The organism is Croceitalea rosinachiae, from assembly GCF_031846445.1.
Taxonomy (GTDB): domain Bacteria; phylum Bacteroidota; class Bacteroidia; order Flavobacteriales; family Flavobacteriaceae; genus Croceitalea; species Croceitalea rosinachiae.
Genome location: NZ_JAVRHR010000001.1, coordinates 328,859 through 349,613, shown reverse-complemented (window position 1 = coordinate 349,613; position 20,755 = coordinate 328,859). Strand labels below are relative to the sequence as shown.

Genomic DNA, 20,755 nt, shown 5'->3' with positions numbered 1-20,755 from the left:
TAATTATTACCCTGAAACTGGTTTTTATTCTTCGACGAATAAACTGTCTTCAACAACAGGAACCGTGTCTAAAGGCATACTATCTAGCGACACAGAATCGTGAAGGTCAGGATCAATAACATTTGGTTCACTCAAATATTCTCGATCTTCTTCACCGATAAAGTTGGAGAATTTATCTATGTATTCATTGAATATTAGGGTTTCCTTTTCGGCTAGTTCACGATCTTCATTGCGAATTAAAATATCTATGTTTCTGCGATAGGCTTCCATATCGCCCAAAATAGCTTCAATTTGTTCATATTGTTCATCCCTTGGCACACCTGAATAGTATAATAAGCGCTCTTGATATACTCTTTTGAGCTTTTCAAAAAGTTCGCGTGCTTTCTGTTGCTCGCCAACTTTATAATAACCATCTACATAGGGCTCAACAAAAGTATAAAAGCCGTAATGTTCAAAAGGCATATGGGTCATAACAATTTCAATAATATTCTTTGCTTTGTCGATTTCTTCTTCTTTAATGAGTTGTTCCATTAATCGTGCTAGGTTTCCTCTAAACGATAAGCCTTGTGAACGTGTTTGGGTATCATGGTAAATGTCAGAACTTGAAGAATTTCCCCATTCCCATTTTTTGACAATGTCATACATTAAATCTGAATCAATACGTCCCATTTCGTAAGGGCTCTCATTTTCAGTTTTAATAGGCACTAATTTATAAACCAAACCATCGAGCTGCAGATATTCTTTCATCCAAATATATTCTGCCTTGTCAAAACTTCCCCCTGAAAAATAGATAGGCCGTTTCCAATCGTTATTAGCAATAACATCCAACATTAATATTCGGTTTTTTGGAAGGGCACTTTCCGGTAGGTCAATATCAATATAATCTAAAATCAGATCAGCATCCTCTGGTTTTACCAATCCACTTTCCAAAACATTTTTCTTATTAACTGGGATTCGAATTTTATTCGTAGGATAATAGACTATTTCTTGTGTACTTGAAGGATATGCACTGATATCACGACCTTGTTTTTCAAATAAGTGTTTGAACTTGGTCTGTGGTTTATCACTTCCAATCCAATTCATAAAGTCTTTAATGTTCCAACGACTTTCAGTGATACCTTGATAGTAAACAGCGTCCCTTGAACCATATCGGTAATTGTCGTGTATAAGTTGTGAAGGAATAGCCTCACTTTCATATGCTTTTCGCTTCATTTGATCAATATACCAATCTGTAGCAAAAAGACTGGTGTTAACGATGCGCACATCAGTACGATGACCTTCAATATCTTGTGCATACCATAATGGAAAAGTATCATTATCACCAATAGTAAATAAAATGGCTCCAACATCTTCTTGACAAGAATCTAAATAAGCTTTAGCGGTTGATTTTGCAGTGAAGCGCCCAGAGCGGTCATGATCATCCCAGTTTTGGAAAGCCATTAATAAAGGCACGGCAGCCAAACATAGCACTGTAACAATAGGTGCTGCCAGTTTGGGTTTCAATAGTTTTTTGACTTCCTCAAAGAGTCCGTAAACACCAAGACCTATCCAAATAGCAAAAATGTAAAAAGAACCGACCAAAGAATAATCGCGTTCGCGAGGCTGAAAAATATAAGGATTAGTGTAAAATTGAATTGCAAAACCAGTAAACATAAAAAAGACGAAAAGTGCCCAGAACTGTTTAGGATTTTTTGAAATTTGGAACAAAATTCCGATGATACCCAATAGCAATGGTAAAAAGAAATAGGTGTTTCTTGCTTTATTGTTCAAAACGTCGCTAGGTAAGTTATCTTGACTGCCCAAACGGAGCGCATCAATAGCTTTAATACCACTTAACCAATGACCGTTCTTATCATAGCGACCTTGTAAATCATTTTGTCTGCCGACAAAATTCCACATAAAGTAACGCATGTACATATACCCAAATTGAAACTCAAACAAGTACTTTAGGTTTTGACCTAATGTTGGCGGTTCTATATTGATATAATCACCAAAACTTCGCAAGAACTCCATGTATTGTTCGGTATCAATCTCACCAGCTGAATCTAGCTGTTTAAATTGGTTTACGGCATCCCGAAGCTCATTGTTAGAAATATATTCCGCTTTTATCTTAAATTCTAACCGACCAAAATAGCGCATATAGTTTTCGGCATGCTGTTCGCTCCACAGTCGGGGCAAAATACCTACATGCTTCTTGTTTGGGCCTTGCATCGCGTCCTTATAATTATTGACTACAACGTACTTGCCTAACTTTTCGTCTTTTTCATATTTTGGTTTGTCATCAATATCATCACCTGGTCCTGCAAACGTATTTGAGAAGTAAGCGCCATAGAACGGACTTTCAACGCCCGGGTATTGTTCTCTGTTGTAATAGGCCAATAAGGAACGTGCATCTTCAGGATTGTTCTCATTGACCACGGTCTGGGAATTGGCGCGAATGGGTAGCATGAGCCAAGAAGAAAAACCAAGGATTAAAAACATAAAACATAAGACTAGGGTATTGGCCGTGTGATACTTATTTTTTCTTGTATAACGAAGTGCAAAATAAAAAACGGCAATAAATATCAGCCCCATAATAATAGAGCCTGAGTTAAATGGAAAACCTAGCTGATTGATAAAGAATACCTCGCTCCAACCAAAAAGTTTGAGCACATAGGTTAGAGAGAACTTGTATACCAACATTAGGATGCCAATGACTAAAGCATTAGCAATTAGAAAGTTCTTTACGGTAGTTTTTTTATACTTTTTGAAGTAATACAACAATCCAATGGAGGGTATGGCCAAAAAGCCCATAAATTGAATACCGAAGGTCAAGCCAACTACAAAGCAAATAAGCAGCAACCATTTGTTGCCTCTGGGTTCGTCTAAATTGTCAACCCATTTGAGTCCCATCCAAAGTAGTAGCGCCATAATCAAACTTGCCATGGCATATACTTCGGTTTCAACAGCATTGAACCAAAAACTATCGGAAAAGGTAAAGGCCATTGTACCAACAAGTCCTGAACCAAATATGGCGATAGCTTTACTATTTGAAATAGTAGATTTTGAAGAAATGAGTTTTGTGGAAAGGTTGGTAATCGTCCAAAACATGAACAGAATGGTAAAGGCACTTGAGACTACGGATACCGTATTGACCATTCTTGCTATTTGAGTATTGTCAAAAGCGAACATAGAAAAGAATGCCCCTATCATTTGTAGCAATGGGGCCCCTGGTGGGTGACCGACCTGCAGTTTTGCTGATGTGGTAATGTATTCACCGGCATCCCAAAAACTGCCTGTAGGTTCAACGGTAATTAAATAGATAATCAATGCAATGGAAAAAGCTGACCAACCAAAAATGGTGTCCCATTTTTCAAAGTTTTTTGCAAACATCAAATACGTGCTTTACTGATTGGGGCGAATTTACCAAATAAAACAGAGAAGCATACCCATTTTTTAAAAACCTTTAACAGCGTTTGCCTATAGTTTTTGACTATGATTATGGCAAAATTTATTGGGTGATACAAAAGTTTGTTTTAAATTTGCACCTCCTAAAACGGAATGTTAATTTTGTTCTAGTTTAAATTGGCCCATGGTGTAATTGGCAACACTCCGGTTTTTGGTACCGTCATTCAAGGTTCGAGTCCTTGTGGGCCAACAAAATTCAAATAAAAATTCTGACCATTTTCGGTTGGAATTTTTTGTTTAACGTTCAATTTTGCAAACAATAGAATTATCGTATATTTGCACCACTGAACGGATATTTGGTATTCATGAGGGGACTTAATAGTCCCCTCTTTTATTACTTGGATTTATGTTTAAGGAAAAGGTAACCAAGCTTTTGAATGGGGCATTAGGGCAGCGTAAAGATTTGTTTTTAATAGACTTTATGGTTGATTCTGGTAATAAAATAAGGGTTGTTTTAGATGGCGATGAAGGCATAAACCTGAAAGATTGTATGGATATTAGTCGTGCCATTGAACATAATCTTGATCGTGAAGAAGAAGATTTTTCATTAGAGGTGACATCGGCAGGTGCAACTACTCCATTAGTATTGCCAAGGCAGTATAAAAAGAATATTGGTAGGACGATATCTGTTAAAACTGAGACGGAAAAGTTTGAAGGATATTTGACCGCTGCTGGTGAAGAGGAGATAATTTTAGAATGGAAGGCGAGAGAGCCCAAGCCGATTGGTAAAGGAAAGCATACCGTTCAGAAAAAACAAGAAATTGCGTTTTCTGATATTAAAGAAGCAAAAGTTATATTAAAATTTTAAATGTAGACCACAATGGAAAACATGGCGCTTATTGAATCCTTTTCAGAATTTAAGGATGATAAGTTTATTGATAGGGTAACCTTAATGGCAATTTTAGAAGACGTATTTAGGAATGCGTTGAAGAAAAAGTTTGGTTCTGATGAGAATTTTGACATCATTATCAACCCAGATAAAGGTGATTTAGAAATTTGGAGGAACAGAATTGTTGTTGAAGATGGTGAGGTAGAAGAGCCTAACGAAGAAATTTCTTTATCTGAAGCAAGAAAGATTGAGCCCGATTTTGAAGTTGGGGAAGATGTTTCTGAAGAAGTAAAATTGATGGATTTGGGAAGACGTGCTATTTTAGCTTTGCGCCAAAACTTGATTTCTAAAATCCACGAACATGATAATACAACAATTTATAAGCAGTTTAAAGATTTAGAAGGTGAAATCTACACCGCTGAGGTACATCATATCCGTCATAAGGCAATTATTTTATTAGATGATGAAGGCAACGAAATCATTATGCCTAAAGACAAGCAAATTCCTTCTGATTTCTTTAGAAAGGGTGACAATGTTCGCGGAATTATAGAGAGTGTAGATTTGAAGGGAAATAAGCCTTCTATTATTATGTCGAGAACCGCACCTAAGTTTTTAGAGCAACTGTTTTTTCAAGAGATCCCCGAGGTTTTTGATGGATTGATTACTATTAAGAAAGCTGTCCGTATTCCTGGTGAAAAGGCTAAGGTCGCAGTTGATTCTTATGACGATCGTATTGACCCTGTGGGTGCATGTGTAGGTATGAAAGGTTCACGTATTCATGGGATTGTTCGTGAATTAGGCAATGAAAATATTGATGTAATCAATTGGACAGGAAATCCACAGTTGATGGTGACCAGGGCATTGAGTCCAGCACGTGTTTCTTCGGTAAAACTGAATGATGAAAAGATGACCGCCCAAGTATATCTAAAGCCAGAGGAAGTTTCAAAGGCAATTGGTCGAGGAGGGCATAATATCAGATTGGCGGGTCAATTAACTGGTTATGAGATTGATGTGTTCCGTGAAGGAGTTGAAGAAGATGTTGAGTTAACAGAGTTTTCTGATGAAATAGATGCGTGGATTATTGAAGAATTTAAGAAAATAGGTTTAGATACAGCACGAAGTGTTTTAGAACAAGATGTAGCTGACTTGATAAAACGTACCGATTTAGAAGAAGAAACGGTTAAAGAGGTTGTTCGCATTCTCAAAGAAGAATTTGAAGATTAAACTATATATTAGCACCGAAAATTAAAGGGATAGCAAAGTTTTTTTATGGCAGGTAACCCAACAATAAGATTAAATAAAGTTCTAAGGGAATTGAACATCTCCCTTGATAGGGCTGTGGATCATCTTGTGGCAAAAGGTCACGATATTGAGGCAAGGCCCACTACCAAAATCACTGATGAGGTATATCAAGTACTGTTGGATGAATTTCAAACAGATAAAAGCAAAAAGGTTGCTTCAAAAGAAGTCGCGGAAGAGAAGCTGAAAGAAAAAGAAGAGCTCAGACTTCAAATGGAGCGAGAGCAAGAGGAACGTAGATTAGCTCGTGAACGTAGACAAGCTGCCTCAGAAGTTATAAAGGGTAAGGCTGAACTTTCTGGTCCAAAAACTGTGGGCAAAATTGATTTGGACAACAAAAAACCTGTTGCGAAAGTTGAAGAGCCTAAAAAACAAGTGGAAAAACCAGCTGTTGAGGCAGTACCTAAAAAGTTAGAGAAAAAGGAAGAGCCAAAGGTAGAACCTATTGCTGAAACTGAAGTTCCGACCGTAAAAGAAGAGGTTAAGAAAGAAGCTGCTGCTGTTGAAGAAGAGGTTGCTGAAGCAGCAACTGAAGTGCCCAAGACTATTGAGACAAAGTATAAGAAACTATCTGGGCCAAAGATAACAGGAGATAAAATTGACTTAGCACAGTTCAATAAGCCTAAGAAGAAAAAAGAAGAGCCGAAAAAAGATGATGCTGCGGCCGCTGACAGAAAAAAGCGTAGAAGACGTATTGTAAGTAAGCCAGGCGGACCAGGCGGCTCTGGAAACAGACCAAGAGGCACGGGCCCCGCTGCAGGTAATAGAAGAGGTGGTAATAATCAAAGATCCAATACCCCAAAAGTAGAGCCTACTGAAGAAGAAGTACAAAAACAAGTTCGTGAGACCTTAGAAAAACTTCAAGGTAAAAGCAATAAGGGTAAGGGGGCGAAATACCGTCGTGATAAAAGAGACCAACACCGTCAGCAAACAGAGAAAGATTTAGAACAGCAAGAACTTGAAAGTAAGTTGTTAAAAGTGACCGAGTTTGTGACTGCAAACGAAGTGGCCACGATGATGAATGTCACCACTACTGAAATTATATCAGCCTGCATGTCACTGGGCATGATGGTAACCATGAACCAGCGGTTAGATGCTGAAACTTTGACCATTGTAGCTGAAGAATTTGGTTACGAGGTAGAGTTTGTAACTGCTGAAATTGAAGAATCCATTGAAATAGATGAAGATGCTCCTGAAGATTTGAAATCTAGGGCTCCGATTGTAACAGTCATGGGTCATGTTGACCATGGTAAAACTTCGCTTTTGGATTATATTCGAGAAGAGAATGTAATTGCTGGTGAAAGCGGAGGGATTACACAGCATATCGGCGCCTATGGTGTTACTCTAGAAAACGGCCAAAAAATGACCTTTTTAGATACACCTGGTCACGAAGCGTTTACGGCGATGCGCGCAAGGGGTGCCCAAGTAACTGATATCGCTATTATTGTAATCGCCGCAGATGACGATATTATGCCTCAGACCAAAGAAGCTATTAGCCATGCACAAGCAGCTGGTGTGCCAATTGTGTTTGCTATAAATAAGATAGATAGACCTACGGCAAATCCAGATAAGATTAAAGAAGGTTTAGCACAAATGAATCTTTTGGTTGAAGATTGGGGCGGTAAAATACAATCGCATGATATTTCGGCCAAAACAGGTGATGGAATTAAAGATCTTTTAGAAAAAGTGTTGCTTGAAGCTGAATTGTTAGAGTTGAAAGCAAATCCTAATAAATTAGCAAACGGAACGGTAGTAGAAGCATTTCTTGATAAGGGGCGTGGTTATGTAAGTACTATTTTAGTTCAGGCAGGAACCTTGCAAATTGGTGATTATGTATTGGCTGGTACAACTAGCGGTAAAGTTAAGGCCATGCAAGATGAGCGCGGAAAAAGTATTAAGAAAGCTGGACCCGCAACTCCAATATCAATTCTTGGTTTGGACGGAGCTCCACAGGCAGGCGACAAATTTAATGTGCTTGATGATGAAAGAGAGGCCAAGCAAATTGCGGCCAAACGTTCTCAATTACAACGAGAACAATCTGTAAGAACACAACGACATATTACACTTGATGAGATTGGAAGACGTATCGCCTTAGGTGATTTCCAAGAATTGAACATCATACTTAAGGGTGATGTTGATGGTTCTGTTGAAGCTTTAACAGATTCGTTCCAAAAACTTTCTACGGACGAAATTCAAGTGAATATCATTCATAAAGCGGTTGGCGCAATAACGGAATCTGATGTGTTATTGGCAAGTGCCTCTGATGCGATTATTATCGGATTTAATGTTAGGCCAATGGGTAATGCTCGAGATATAGCTGATAAGGAAGAAATCGATATTAGAATGTATTCCATTATCTATGACGCAATCAATGATTTGAAAGATGCAATGGAGGGAATGTTGTCTCCTGAAATGAAAGAAGAAATTACAGGTACTGCTGAGATTCGTGAAACCTTTAAGATTTCTAAAATCGGAACCATTGCAGGTTGTATGGTGCAAAATGGTAAAATCTTTAGAAACTCTCAGATTCGTTTGATTCGTGATGGAGTAGTAATCTTTACAGGTGAATTGTCATCATTAAAGCGATTTAAAGATGACGTTAAGGAAGTTTCAAAGGGATATGATTGTGGACTACAGGTCAAGAATTATAATGATATCAAAATTAATGATGTGGTTGAAGCTTTCCAAGAGGTAGCTGTAAAGAAAAAACTATAAAAATTTTGAGCTAAAACATAAAAAATCCCACTAATGCGGGATTTTTTATGATGGAGTTTTTTTTTGATTATTTCGTGCTATTCTCTGGTTTTAATAACATTGCATCAGGATACTTTTTTCTGACTTCAATAAATTTACGTTCCGCTTCCAATTTTTCACGAAATTTACCTAGTCTTACCCTATAAGTCGGTTCTTGAAATTCGATTTTTGAATACCAACCCGGAAAATCTATTTCCACTTTGGATTTAAGGTTTTGTGCCTTTTGATAACTCCCAAAACCAACTTGGATTTGGTAAAATTCTGTTTTAGAATTAACGGTGTTATAGGCCTCAACGAGTTGATCGATTTTTGGGTCTTGTTTAATATTTATAGTGCCATCTTGCGCTTTTACAATTTGCACAAAAAACAATAGCAGTATAATGTATATAGGGGTTCTCATAGGTGTCAATATGCTGTGTTAGTGTAAACTATACAAATGTAATTTTTTAAGTTTTAAACAAAATAAAAATACATTATTTAGAATAGTTATAAATTAGTTATTATAAATCCCTTAACATTTTAAAAAAGGTTGCTGTGTCGTATTTTTGACAGCAATTTTGAGTATGACACCGTTTCCTTACGCAATTATAGTAAGAAATTATCGTGCCAAAATTCTGATAGCAAATGCGTTACTATGATAATGCGCATGGACAATGGATTTAGTTCATTTGCGAATTACATTTGACCGCTTTAAGAAATAACAAGTAACAAATGAAAAAGGTTTTTAGCCGCGTTCAATTTTCAAAAGTATTTGGTCTTAGTTTCCTATTACTCCTAACATTTTTATCAACGTCTGTAATTGCTCAAGAAGAAACTTCTGAAGATGTTGTTGCTTCGGCTGGCGACGCAACTGCTGGTAAACAGCTTTTCAATCAAAATTGTGCTGCTTGTCATGCGCTTGATCGAAAAATGACCGGACCGGCCTTAAGAAATGTCAAGACTCGTTTGGCCGAAGATGAAGGTTTGGATAAGGAATGGCTTTATACGTGGATTAAGAATAGTCCAGGTATGATTAAGTCTGGCGATGCTTATGCCAACAAAATTTATAGCGAATATAATCAGGCTGCTATGACGGCCTTTCCAACTTTGTCAAATGCTGATATAGATAATATTCTGGCATATACTGCTGCTCCAGCTCCAGCTCCAGTGGTTCCAGATGCAGCTGCAGGTAGCGCGACATCGGGTGGCGAATCATCTGGTGGTATTTCAAATGAGATTATTTTAGGAGCATTGGCATTGGTGTTTGCTTTGTTGGTGGTGATGCTGTTTTTGGTGAACAATACTTTAAGAAGGATTGCTGAAGCTAATGGCGTTGAAGTTGTAAAGGCAGATGGAGAAAAGGGAACTCCAATTTGGAAGGCTTTTGTGCAAAATCAATTTTTGGTTTTTTGTTCGGTAATTGTTTTGTTATTAGGCAGTGCTTATTTTGCATATAGTTGGATGTCTCAAATCGGTATTGATCAGGGATATGCCCCGGTTCAACCAATCCACTATTCTCATAAGGTTCATGCTGGTGACAATAAAATAGAATGTAAATATTGTCACTCTTCAGCGAGGGTTTCAAAACATTCAGGTATTCCTTCGTTGAATGTTTGTATGAATTGTCACAAATCGATTTATGAATATCAAGGTAATCCCGAAGGTCCAAGCGCTGAAGATCTTGCGAATGGCTATACCAATGAGTTTTATACCAAGGAAATCAAAAAGCTTTACAAGGCCGTTGGTTGGGACGAAGAGAACCAGAAATATACAGGAGAAACCCAACCAGTAGAATGGGTAAGAATTCATAATCTGCCAGATTTTGCCTATTTCAATCATTCACAACATGTTGAGGTAGGTAAAATCGAATGTCAAACTTGTCATGGTCCGGTGGAAGAAATGGAGGTTATGTATCAGTACTCCCCTTTAACCATGGGTTGGTGTATCAATTGTCACAGAGAGACTGAAGTTCAGATAGCCGATAATGGTTATTATACAAAAATTCATGAAGAGCTTTCGAAAAAGTATGGTGTTGAGAAGTTGACTGCAGCTCAAATGGGAGGATTGGAATGTGGTAAGTGCCACTATTAATATTTAATGAAGATATTTTAATAAGCATATGGCATCAAACAAAAAATATTGGAAGAGTGAAGCGGAGTTGAAACCGAACGATTCCATTGTTGAGACGCTAAAACAGAATGAATTTACAGAATCAATTCCTGTTGATGAGTTCTTGGGCGACAAAGAAAATTTGTCCGCTTCATCTACGAACAGAAGAGATTTTCTGAAGTATGTGGGCTTTAGTACCGCGGCTGCTTCATTGGCTGCTTGTGAAGGACCGGTTAAAAAATCTATCCCATACGTTGTTCAACCAGAAAGTATAGTTCCTGGTGTGGCTAATTATTATGCAACTTCGATTGCTGATGGTTTTGATTTTGCAAGTATTTTGGTGAAGACACGAGAAGGTCGTCCTATCAAAATAGAAAATAATGACAGGGCTAAAGTTAATGGAGGTGCCAATGCTAGAGTTAATGCCTCCGTTCTTTCCTTATATGATAGTACAAGGCTTCAAGGGCCAACTTTTGAAGGAAATCCTATTTCTTGGGATGATTTCGATAATAGGGTGAAAGGTGGATTAAAAGCGGCAGGTAATTCGGGTAAGCAGATTGCTTTATTGACCCAGACGTATGCCAGTCCATCGACAAAAAAATTGATTGAAGAATTTTCTGCGGCTTATGAAAATGTAAATCATGTGGTTTATGACGCCATTTCTGAAGATGCTGCTCTAAACGCTTTTGAAGCTGCTTATGGAGAAAGAGCCTTTGCAGATTATGATTTTGAAAAGGCAGAATTAATTGTTTCGTTCGGAGCTGATTTTCTTGGAGACTGGCAAGGGGGTGGATATGATTATGGGTATTCTAAAGGTCGTGTACCCAACCATGGCAAAATGTCAAGACATATTCAGTTTGAGTCTAATATGTCCCTAACTGGTGCTAATGCCGATACAAGAGTTCCGATGAAACCATCGCAGCTTAAAGTAGCATTGGCCAAATTGTACGGTAAGTTAAATGGTAGTTCAATAGGGGGTGGTAGTTCAGAAGTTGATGCCTATGTTGAAGAAGCTGCCAAAGAAATAAGAAAAGCAGGCGATAATGCTGTTGTGGTTTGTGGTCTGAATGATCAAAACGCACAAGCAGTTGTATTGGCTATCAATACCTTATTGCAGAGCAAGGCTTTCGATTCTGAAAAGCCAAAATATGTTCGTCAAGGTAATGCTTCAAAAGTAAATAAGCTTGTCGCAGATATGAAAGCAGGTCGAGTAGGGGCTGTTTTAATTGACGGTGTGAATCCTGCATATTCTTTGCCAAACGCTGCTGACTTTTTAGAAGGTTTGGGTAAAGTAGGTTTGGCGGTAAGTTGTTCTTTTAATAATGATGAAACTGCCCAAGCATCTAAGTATGTTGCTGCATCATCTCATTATCTAGAGGCTTGGAATGACCTTGAAATCAAAAAAGGTCACTTTAGCCTAATGCAGCCGACCATTCGCGAGTTGTTTGATACAAGACAATTTCAGTCCTGTTTGTTAACATGGATGGAAAGTGATAAAACGTATTACGATTTCCTTAAGGAAAATTGGTCGACATCTATATTAAACGGAGCTAGCTGGAACAAAGCATTACAAGATGGTGTTTTTGCTGTTGCCAGCGAAGTAGTTGAAGATGATGTTGTAGCAACTACAATTACCACGGAAGATGAAGAAGGCTTAGAAATAGAAGCAGTTCCAATTGCATCCGCACTTCGCTCTTTAGCAAATTCAACTAGTGCTCCTTTTGAACTAATGTTGTATTCAAAAGTGGGTATGGGCAATGGTCAACAAGCAAGCAATCCATGGTTGCAAGAGTTTCCGGATCCGATCACTAGGGTCTCATGGGATAACTATGTAACTGTTTCCAAAGAAGATGCTGCCGAATTAGGTTTAGAGAATGAAAATGTAGCTAATGGTGGTTTAGACGGAAGTTATGCCAACTTAACTGTTGATGGTGCTGTAGTGAACAATGTACCCGTTATTATTCAACCTGGTCAAGCTAAGGGTACCCTTGGTATTTCTTTTGGCTATGGTAAGAAAGCTGGCATGAAAGACGAAATGCAAACAGGTGTTAATGCATTTCAGCTATATAAAGACTTTAATAATGTGCAGTCAGTGTCAATTACGAAAGCTGGTGGAATGCATGAATTCGCCTGTGTACAATTGCACAATACCTTAATGGGGCGTGGTGATATTATAAAAGAAACCACGCTAGAGATATTCAATACTAAAGACCATCATGAGTGGAACCCTACCCCTGAGGTCTCGTTAAACCACCAAGAAGTGGCAGTCACTTCTGCAGATGTTGATTTGTGGCAAGAATTTGACCGATCGATAGGGCATCATTTTAATATGTCTATCGATTTGAATGCTTGTACTGGTTGTGGAGCTTGTGTTATCGCTTGTCATTCAGAGAATAATGTGCCTGTTGTAGGTAAAGAAGAGGTCCGTAAATCACGTGATATGCACTGGTTGCGAATTGATAGGTATTATTCTTCTGAAGAAACTTTTGAGGGCGATAATGAAAAGAAAGAAAATGCTAAAGGGTGGTTTACTGGCGAGAAAAAGGCCTTAGGAGAAATGGAGAGTCCTTCTGCGAATCCGCAAGTGGCCTTCCAACCAGTAATGTGTCAACACTGTAACCATGCGCCTTGTGAAACGGTTTGTCCGGTTGCGGCAACTGCGCATAGCCGTCAAGGTCAAAATCATATGGCATATAACCGTTGTGTGGGTACAAGATATTGTGCCAATAACTGCCCTTACAAAGTGAGAAGGTTCAACTGGTTCTTATATAATGGTAATGATGAGTTTGATTACAATATGAACAATGATTTGGGCAGAATGGTATTGAATCCAGATGTGAATGTTCGTTCAAGAGGGGTCATGGAAAAATGCTCTATGTGTATTCAAATGACACAAAAAACCATCTTGGATGCAAAACGAGAAGGTCGACCAATAACTGATGGTGAATTCCAAACGGCTTGTTCTTCTGCATGTAGCAATGGAGCAATTGTTTTTGGTGATATTAATAATAAAGAAAGTAAAGTTGCTGAGTTAAAAGAAGACGATAGAATGTATCACTTATTAGAGCATGTGGGTACAAAACCAAATGTGTTCTATCATGTGAAAGTGAGAAACGACAACGAAGCATAACCAACGAATAAGCAAGAAACTAGAATATAAATTTATGGCGTCGCATTACGAAGCACCTATACGAAAACCCCTAGTACTTGGAGACAAAGGCTACCACGATGTTTCCGTGGATATTGCCCGTCCGGTAGAAGGGAAAGCCAATAAGCATTGGTGGATAGTATTTTCCATTGCATTGGTTGCATTTCTTTGGGGTTTAGGTTGTATCATTTATACCATCTCCACAGGTATTGGAGTATGGGGATTGAACAAAACCGTTAACTGGGCTTGGGATATCACCAACTTTGTTTGGTGGGTTGGTATTGGTCACGCAGGTACACTGATTTCGGCAGTGCTTTTGTTGTTCCGTCAAAAATGGAGAATGGCCATTAACCGCTCTGCTGAGGCGATGACTATTTTCTCGGTAATCCAAGCAGGTTTATTTCCAATTATTCACATGGGACGTCCTTGGTTAGCATATTGGGTATTACCAATTCCAAACCAATTTGGATCACTTTGGGTAAACTTTAATTCACCTTTACTTTGGGATGTATTTGCAATTTCAACCTACCTATCTGTTTCATTGGTATTTTGGTGGACAGGTTTACTTCCTGATTTTGCAATGATTCGTGATAGGGCGGTAAAGCCTTTTCAAAAGAAAATATATAGTTTATTGAGTTTTGGTTGGACTGGGCGTGCTAAAGACTGGCAACGTTTTGAAGAAGTTTCTTTGGTTTTGGCAGGTTTGGCAACGCCATTGGTGCTTTCAGTGCATACCATTGTATCTTTTGACTTTGCTACATCAGTAATACCAGGGTGGCACACTACTATTTTTCCACCATACTTTGTGGCTGGGGCTATTTTCTCTGGTTTTGCCATGGTAAATACCCTATTGATTATCATGCGTAAAGTATGTAGTCTTGAGGCCTATATCACGGTGCAACATATTGAACTGATGAACATAGTCATCATGATTACAGGTTCTATTGTTGGTTGCGCCTACATTACAGAGCTTTTTATTGCTTGGTATTCGGGTGTTGAATATGAGCAATATGCTTTTTTAAATAGAGCAACAGGTCCGTATTGGTGGGCATACTTGTTAATGATGACTTGTAATGTATTCTCTCCACAGTTTATGTGGTTTAAAAAGTTACGTACCAGTATCATGTTCTCTTTCTTTATTTCTATTGTTGTAAATATTGGAATGTGGTTTGAGCGTTTCGTGATTATTGTCACCTCATTGCATAGAGATTATTTGCCATCGTCATGGACGATGTTCTCGCCAACCTTTGTCGATATAGGTATTTTTATAGGGACCATAGGCTTCTTTTTTGTACTCTTCTTGCTGTACTCAAGAACCTTCCCTGTAATTGCGCAAGCTGAGGTAAAGTCTATCTTGAAATCTTCAGGAGAGCGTTATAAAAAGTTGAGAGATGCGGGCAAGCCTTTATATGAGATGCCATCAAGGGGAGTAGAAAAAGCAGCTCCTGTTGAAGAGCCAGCGGCTAAAGATGAAAAAGTATCATCTCTTTTAGATAGATTAGGTTCATTTGACGCTGAAAAAGATACTCCAGATGAGCTTCAAAAGGTAAAGGGAATTGGACCACAAATGGAAAAAGTATTGAATCAAATAGGAATCTTCACTTTTGCGCAGGTTGGTAAAATGACTTCAAAAGAATACGATTTATTGGATTCTATTACAGAGAAGTTCCCAGGGCGAGCACAACGAGATGACTGGGCTGGACAAGCCAAAAAATTAAATAAGAAAAAGTAATTATGGCATCAAAAGTTATACATGCGGTTTACAACGACGATGACATATTGATGAATGCTGTCAAAAAAGTTCGTGCAGAGCATCACCATATTGAAGAGGTGTTTACACCTTTTCCGGTACACGGGCTTGATAAAGCAATGGGTCTCGCAGATACTCGAATAGCGATTACATCTTTTATGTATGGCTGTTTGGGCTTAACGGTAGCTATTGTTATGATGAATTACATTATGATTGAAGATTGGCCACAAGATATTGGTGGTAAACCAAGCTTTAGTTATTTAGAAAATATGCCTGCTTTTGTTCCAATTATGTTCGAGTTGACGGTATTCTTTGCAGCGCACTTAATGGTAATCACATTTTATTTAAGAAGTAGAATGTGGCCATTCAAGAAAGCTGAGAATCCTGATAAAAGAACAACTGATGATTTGTTTTTAATGGAAGTAGGAATTCATGATAACGAAGAAGAGCTAAAAGGCTTATTGTTTGATACAGGTGCAATAGAAGTAACAGTTACAGAAAAGGATGAATAGCATGAAGCAATTCGTAAAAATAGTTTTTGGTCTCGTATTGTTAGTAGGAGTCGCCTCTTGTGCTGACAAAAACCGACCAAATTACCAGTACATGCCCAATATGTATGAACCAGTTGGGTATGAAACCTATCAAGGGGTTGACAATGGCCTATTTCCAGAAGGAACAGAAGCCATGCTTCCCGCAGAAAATACGATTTCTAGAGAATGGATGCCCTATGAGTATGAAAATACACCGGACGGGAAAGAAATGGCGCGCTTGCAGCCCAGTCCTTTAGATTCTTTAGCTGTTGAAGCTAACCTTGAAAAGGGTAAAGTATTGTATGATGTGTATTGTGCCATTTGTCATGGACCTAAAGGTAAAGGACAGGGAACCTTGGTGAAAAGAGAAAAAATTCTTGGAGTACCAAGTTACGATGATGTTGCAAGAAATATTACTGTAGGAAGTACCTATCATACCATGTATTATGGATTGAATTCCATGGGTTCTTATGCTTCTCAAATGAGTAGTGAAGAAGAGCTTTGGCAAGTTGCCGAATATGTGATGAAATTAAAAGCAGACCTAACAAACTAAGAAAACACGAAGTATGTATACGTTTTCAAATAGACTTAAAATTACATCTTTCATATTGATGGCTGTAGGGGCTATCTGCCTTGCTACTGGGTTTTTAAGTGCTCCTAGCACTGTTGAAGAAGCAAAGGCTATAGTTGCAGCTGCACATGATGATGGTCATGGAAGTGATCATAGTGAAGAGACAGGTCATGGTGAGGAAGCTGATTATATGAAAGAATCAGGACATGCTTCAGAAACAGATGGCCATAAGGCTTCTCAGGCACATGACGAGCACATTTTACATCAGTTACAGAATAGGCCTTGGTCTGCATTATATGTTGCAGCCTTCTTTTTCTTTATGATTTCGTTGGGCGTATTGGCATTTTATGCAGTTCAAAGAGCTGCTCAGGCTGGTTGGTCTCCATTGTTGTTTAGAGTTATGGAAGGTATTACCTCATATATTGTTCCAGGTGGGATTATTGTATTTGTGCTCTTGGTGATGTCTACCTTGCACTTCAACCACATGTTTACTTGGATGGATGCTGACGTTGTTGCCCATGACAAGTTATTACAAGGTAAGAAAGGGTATTTAAACCCGACTTTCTTTTTGATTAGAGCCGCTATTTTCTTAGGAGGATGGATAGCATACAGACAATATTCAAGAAAACTCTCTTTAGAACAAGATAAGTCGGATGATAATTCGAAGTTCAAGCTTAATTTTAGAATATCGGCCGCTTTCTTGGTTTTCTATTTGATTTCTGAGTCCATGATGTCTTGGGATTGGATTATGAGCCTTGACCCACACTGGTTCAGTACTTTATTCGGGTGGTATGTATTTGCTAGTATGTTTGTTTCAGGTATTACAGTAATAGCACTGACAACGATTTATCTAAAATCAAAAGGATTATTACCTGAGATCAATGATAGTCATATTCACGATTTAGCGAAGTTTATGTTCGGTATCAGCATTTTTTGGACCTATTTATGGTTTAGTCAGTTCATGTTGATATGGTATGCAAATATTCCTGAAGAGGTGACTTATTTTGTAACACGTATTGAAGATTACAAATTGCCGTTTTTCGGTATGTTGGCGTTGAACTTTATATTTCCATTACTAGTTTTGATGAACAGCGACTACAAGCGAGTGAATTGGTTTGTGGTAATGGCTGGTTTAGTTATATTGTTTGGACATTATATGGATGTATTCAATATGGTAATGCCTGCAACAGTTGGTGACCAATGGCACTTAGGCGTGCCTGAAATAGGTGGAATACTATTTTTTGCCGGGTTGTTTATATTCTGGGTATTCAATGCTTTGACCAAAGAAGAATTGACTCCAAAACGCAATCCGTTTATAGAAGAGAGTAAGCATTTCCATTACTAATAGTGATAAGAGAAAGTAGTTAAGAATGACAAAATTATTGATATTAACAGTTCTGGTTTTAGTGGCAATTGCAATTTGGCAAATGACCAAAATATTTGAACTGTCACAACTTAAAGCCGATTCTTCAAATGCTCAAATTGCAAACGATTCTGATAACAGAACTAATGGGTATTTGTTGTTTGGGTTTTTAATTTTCATTTACGGCATAACCATTTTTAGTTTTGCCAAGTATACAAAAGTATTGTTGCCAGAGGCGGCATCAGCACATGGCGGGGAGTACGATACCCTGATGTGGATTTCATTTGCCATCATATTTTTTGTGCAAACAATCACACAGGCATTGTTGCATTATTTTGGATATAAATATCGTGGCGAAGAAGGTAAAAAGGCACTTTTTTATGCCGATAATGATAGATTGGAGTTTATCTGGACCATTATACCGGTAATTGTTTTGGCTGGTCTTATTATTTGGGGTTTGTATTCATGGACTAACATAATGGACGTAAATGATGAAGATGACCCCCTAATCGTGGAGTTATATGCACAACAGTTTAACTGGCAAGCAAGATATGGAGGAGAAGATAATGTGCTTGGAGATGCTAGTGTTCGATTAATTGATATTGATCGTGCCAATGTTTTAGGTTTAGATGAATCTGACCCTAATTCTTCTGACGATATAATTGTGAAAGAATTGCATTTGCCAGTAGGAAGAAAAGTTAACTTCTATATGCGTTCACAAGATGTATTACATTCAGCGTACATGCCTCACTTTAGAGCACAAATGAATTGTGTTCCAGGTATGATTACTGAATTTTCTTTTACACCTACCATTACAACAGAAGAGATGCGCCTAAATCCTGATGTGGTAGATAAGGTTAAGAGAACTAACGCAATTAGAGCTGAAAAAGCGGCCAAAGGAATTCCCAATACAGACCCATGGGAATTTGACTATATACTTCTTTGTAATAAGATTTGTGGTAAATCACATTACAATATGCAGATGAAAATTATTGTTGAGACAGAAGAAGAGTACAATAAATGGATTGCGGAACAGGGGACCTTTGGCGATATGATGGCTTCCGCACAATAAATTTGGCTAGAAAAAGAAATAAAAATAAAAATTAACGATTATGTCAGCGATTGCACACGAACACGGAGATGATCATTCACATGATGATCATGGACATCATCATAAAGAAACTTTTATAACTAAGTACATCTTCAGTCAAGACCATAAGATGATAGCGAAGCAATATCTTATTACAGGTGTTTTGGTGATGGGTTTCATTGGTATTGCAATGTCATTGTTGTTTAGAATGCAATTGGCATGGCCAGGGGAATCATTCTCAGTTTTTCAAGCTTTACTAGGTAAATGGGCTCCTGATGGTGTAATGGATGCCGATGTATATTTGGCCTTGATTACCATGCATGGAACCATAATGGTGTTTTTTGTACTTACGGCGGGCTTAAGCGGTACTTTTAGTAACTTATTGATTCCGCTACAAATAGGGGCTAGGGATATGGCTTCTGGCTTTTTGAACATGTTGTCATACTGGATGTTTTTTGTTTCGACAGTTATTATGGTAATTTCCTTATTCGTTGAAGCTGGACCAGCAGCAGCAGGTTGGACCATTTATCCACCATTAAGTGCCTTGCCTATGGCGCAGCCTGGGTCGGGGATGGGAATGACGTTATGGCTGGTTTCTATGGCAATATTTATCGCATCATCGCTATTAGGGTCATTGAATTATATTGTTACTGTAATTAACCTTAGAACAAAAGGAATGTCAATGACTCGTTTGCCATTGACCATCTGGGCATTTTTCGTTACGGCAGTAATCGGTGTAATATCGTTTCCAGTATTGCTTTCAGCAGCTTTGCTGTTGATTATGGATAGGAGTTTTGGTACTTCGTTCTTCTTATCAGATATATTTATTCAAGGTGAGGCATTGCATTATCAAGGAGGTTCACCAGTACTATTTGAGCATTTATTTTGGTTCTTAGGGCATCCTGAAGTGTATATTGTGTTATTACCGGCCTTAGGCATTACTTCTGAGGTAATGTCTACCAATGCGAGAAAACCAATTTTTGGTTACCGAGCGATGGTTGCATCAATTCTAGCAATTGCATTTTTATCGACTATTGTTTGGGGACACCATATGTTTATATCTGGTATGAACCCGTTTTTAGGTTCGGTATTTACGTTTACGACCTTATTAATTGCAATTCCTTCGGCAGTAAAAGCGTTTAATTATATCACTACGCTTTGGAAAGGTAACCTGCAATTGAATCCAGCTATGTTGTTTTCTATTGGTCTGGTATCTACATTTATAACTGGTGGTTTAACGGGTATTATTTTAGGTGATAGTACATTGGATATTAATGTACACGATACTTACTTTGTAGTGGCCCACTTCCACTTAGTAATGGGTATTTCTGCCTTATATGGACTATTTGCGGGAGTATATCATTGGTTTCCAAAAATGTTTCAAGGGCGAATGATGAACAAAAATCTAGGGTATATTCATTTTTGGGTGACGGCTATCTGCGCATACGGAATATTCTTTCCAATGCACTTTGTTGGAATGGCAGGGGTGCCAAGAAGGTATTATGAGAATACAGCATTCCCAATGTTTGATGAGTTGACCAATGTACAGATATTGATGACTGTATTTGCCTTGATTGCAGGTGCTGCACAATTAGTGTTCGTTTACAACTTTATTAGCAGTATTTTCTATGGTAAAAAAGGGCCTCAAAACCCATGGAAGTCTAATACTTTGGAGTGGACAGCTGAAATGAAGCATATTCACGGAAACTGGGATGGACCTATACCAGAAGTACACCGTTGGGCATATGATTACAGTAAGACCTATGAAAACGGAGAATACATTATAGAAGGGCAAGACTATGTTCCTCAACATATACCTCTTCAAGAAAATGAAGAAGAAATGAACCATTAAATAGGTTCTTTAAGAAAAATTTAAAGCCATCCCA

General features: G+C 38.1%; 13 protein-coding genes and 1 tRNA gene. 12 read left to right on the top strand and 2 right to left on the bottom strand.

From position 1 onward, the window contains the following. Positions 1-24: 24 nt before the first annotated feature. On the bottom strand, positions 25-3,372 hold the full coding sequence (locus RM706_RS01540) for a glycosyltransferase family 117 protein (protein ID WP_311349257.1): 3,348 nt from the start codon (positions 3,370-3,372) through the stop codon (positions 25-27). 193 nt (positions 3,373-3,565) lie between these two features. Between RM706_RS01540 and RM706_RS01535 the strand changes: the two genes are divergently transcribed. The 4 genes from RM706_RS01535 to infB all read left to right on the top strand — a co-directional run bounded on the left by RM706_RS01535 (position 3,566) and on the right by infB (position 8,290). Continuing rightward, positions 3,566-3,637 (top strand) — tRNA-Gln (locus RM706_RS01535). Positions 3,638-3,793: 156 nt separating this feature from the next. Beyond that, entirely contained in the window at positions 3,794-4,255 is a 462-nt protein-coding gene (gene rimP, locus RM706_RS01530) for a ribosome assembly cofactor RimP (protein WP_311349256.1), read from the top strand. A gap of 12 nt (positions 4,256-4,267) precedes the next feature. Next, entirely contained in the window at positions 4,268-5,500 is a 1,233-nt protein-coding gene (gene nusA, locus RM706_RS01525) for a transcription termination factor NusA (RefSeq protein ID WP_311349255.1), read from the top strand. Positions 5,501-5,545: 45 nt separating this feature from the next. After that, complete coding sequence (gene infB, locus RM706_RS01520; RefSeq protein WP_311349254.1) at positions 5,546-8,290, top strand: translation initiation factor IF-2; 2,745 nt, start codon at positions 5,546-5,548, stop codon at positions 8,288-8,290. 67 nt (positions 8,291-8,357) lie between these two features. Here infB and RM706_RS01515 read toward each other — a convergent pair whose 3' ends face one another. Beyond that, positions 8,358-8,729 (bottom strand): SPOR domain-containing protein, encoded by a 372-nt coding sequence (locus RM706_RS01515; RefSeq protein ID WP_311349253.1) that lies wholly within the window; start codon positions 8,727-8,729, stop codon positions 8,358-8,360. A gap of 311 nt (positions 8,730-9,040) precedes the next feature. On the opposite strand from RM706_RS01515, the gene RM706_RS01510 reads away from it, so the two are divergent. Genes RM706_RS01510 through RM706_RS01475 form a run of 8 tightly spaced genes read left to right on the top strand, consistent with a single transcriptional unit; the run spans position 9,041 to position 20,721 of the window. After that, positions 9,041-10,399: a c-type cytochrome gene (locus RM706_RS01510; RefSeq protein WP_311349252.1), complete on the top strand. Its 1,359-nt coding sequence runs from the start codon at positions 9,041-9,043 to the stop codon at positions 10,397-10,399. A gap of 28 nt (positions 10,400-10,427) precedes the next feature. Then, on the top strand, positions 10,428-13,547 hold the full coding sequence (locus RM706_RS01505; RefSeq protein WP_311349251.1) for a TAT-variant-translocated molybdopterin oxidoreductase: 3,120 nt from the start codon (positions 10,428-10,430) through the stop codon (positions 13,545-13,547). A 34-nt stretch (positions 13,548-13,581) separates the two neighbouring features. Continuing rightward, positions 13,582-15,297, top strand: coding sequence for a helix-hairpin-helix domain-containing protein (locus RM706_RS01500; protein ID WP_311349250.1), 1,716 nt, complete (start codon positions 13,582-13,584; stop codon positions 15,295-15,297). A 2-nt stretch (positions 15,298-15,299) separates the two neighbouring features. Continuing rightward, entirely contained in the window at positions 15,300-15,827 is a 528-nt protein-coding gene (locus tag RM706_RS01495) for a DUF3341 domain-containing protein (protein ID WP_311349249.1), read from the top strand. Position 15,828: 1 nt separating this feature from the next. Further along, positions 15,829-16,398: a c-type cytochrome gene (locus tag RM706_RS01490; RefSeq protein WP_311349248.1), complete on the top strand. Its 570-nt coding sequence runs from the start codon at positions 15,829-15,831 to the stop codon at positions 16,396-16,398. 13 nt (positions 16,399-16,411) lie between these two features. Beyond that, on the top strand, positions 16,412-17,761 hold the full coding sequence (locus RM706_RS01485; protein WP_311349247.1) for a quinol:cytochrome C oxidoreductase: 1,350 nt from the start codon (positions 16,412-16,414) through the stop codon (positions 17,759-17,761). 25 nt (positions 17,762-17,786) lie between these two features. Continuing rightward, positions 17,787-18,851, top strand: coding sequence for a cytochrome c oxidase subunit II (locus RM706_RS01480; protein ID WP_311349246.1), 1,065 nt, complete (start codon positions 17,787-17,789; stop codon positions 18,849-18,851). Between the two features lie 40 nt (positions 18,852-18,891). Beyond that, positions 18,892-20,721: a cytochrome c oxidase subunit I gene (locus RM706_RS01475; protein ID WP_311349245.1), complete on the top strand. Its 1,830-nt coding sequence runs from the start codon at positions 18,892-18,894 to the stop codon at positions 20,719-20,721. Positions 20,722-20,755 lie beyond the last annotated feature (34 nt).